The organism is Pseudovibrio sp. W74, from assembly GCF_001623085.1.
Classification (GTDB): Bacteria; Pseudomonadota; Alphaproteobacteria; order Rhizobiales; family Stappiaceae; genus Pseudovibrio.
In genome coordinates this window covers 1-1,369 of sequence record NZ_LMCJ01000047.1, presented here as the reverse complement: position 1 = coordinate 1,369, position 1,369 = coordinate 1, and the positions used below count along the sequence as shown (strand labels likewise).

2 protein-coding genes and 1 pseudogene are annotated in these 1,369 nt (G+C 54.8%); all 3 read left to right on the top strand.

Annotated elements, in window-relative coordinates:
* Positions 1-96: pseudogene (locus PsW74_RS30245) on the top strand (type VI secretion system tube protein Hcp); the annotation flags it as partial.
* Positions 97-214: 118 nt separating this feature from the next.
* Positions 215-511, top strand: coding sequence for a hypothetical protein (locus tag PsW74_RS21265; protein WP_063288933.1), 297 nt, complete (start codon positions 215-217; stop codon positions 509-511).
* A partial coding sequence (locus tag PsW74_RS21260; RefSeq protein ID WP_063305868.1) for a hypothetical protein occupies positions 511-1,369 on the top strand: 859 nt, incomplete at its 3' end. The genes PsW74_RS21265 and PsW74_RS21260, both read left to right, overlap by 1 nt.

Below are 1,369 nucleotides of genomic sequence, written 5' to 3'. Positions count from 1 at the left end.
CTGATCACCATTGAACTGTCTTACCGCAAGATCATGTGGGAGCACACAGTCTCCGGCACGTCCGGTGCTGATGACTGGCGCGCGCCTGCAGCTTAAGTCTCTATCCTCATTGAGGATGGAAGTCAGATCCGGGCCAGCTTTGGCCCGGACACTGTCTATGGGTGAGTACACACCAGGCAGTCTTTGATTTGAGCCTGATCTGCGGAGTTGGAATATGCAATTTGTCTCTGGCAAAGCCTCAGAGAAGCGCGGTTACTTGCGCAGCTTCTTTCGCGCCCTGCTGTGGCGCCGGCGTAAGGTGGAGGCAATTGCTGAAGCTGCACCCAAAGAGTGCGATCCGGCAGGCACGGCGCATGTGGTCTTGCAAGGCCGTGACCGGCCTGAACGGTCTTCTGATGCACTGCATGAAGATCTGTCAGAAGAGCTGGAGATCCGGGGTTTTCTGGATCAGTTTCCAGGCCACCGCTTGATGGTCAAACCTGGGGATCAGCCGCACAAGGAGATATTCTGATGGTTTATCCGCTGGCGGAACAGAGACTGGCGCAACAACATAGTGCAGCTCATGATGTAAATCCGGTTCAGGATGAGGCAATCGCGGTCTCTCTTGAGGCGTTTGCTCAGGCGATCGTGGATGCCCATCAGAGCATGGCGCTTATGACCGGCGGTGCTTTAGATCTAGCCACCTTGCCCGGCACATTGCTGGACAGCCGGTCTGGACATCAGCTTCTAAAAGAGATCGGTATTAAGGGGCGTTATTACACCAAGATAGCCAATGGAAAGACCTACGTGATCTTCAAGGGCTATCCTGCCGTGCGCGAGGTTCTTAAGGGGACACGGTATCTGTCGTCCTCTCCAAAGGTTGTTGCTTTTGGAATTGGACCAGAAGCCATTCGGGCAGGTGGCCGGGCGAATGCGGTCATCATGATCACCTGCTATGTGGCCCTGGATATCATGCAGTTCATCATGAGCGATACGCAGCTTTACAGCGAACTGTTTGCCAACATCATTGTCGATGTGGCGATCGGGGCTGTTGCCATTGGGGCTGGCATGGCCGCAGCAGCTGCTGGAGCGCTTCTGGCAGGTGCGATTACGACAGTTGCTATTCCTGCCCTTGCTATAACGGCTGGCGCCATTGTTGTTGGTATGGCTGTTGGCATGGCGCTTGGACAACTGGACAAGATGTTTGGCCTGCGAGAAAAACTGTCTGCTGCCCTGCGCTGGACTGGTGAGGCTGTTGCGCGCGGCCTTCAGAAAACAGGACAAGTTATTCGTGAAGCACAAGTTTCCATGCGCCAGAAGGTGGAAGGGCTTGAACGCCGCAGCAATCGGTTTTTCTATGATCTGGAACGCGAGACCATCTGGCATTTGG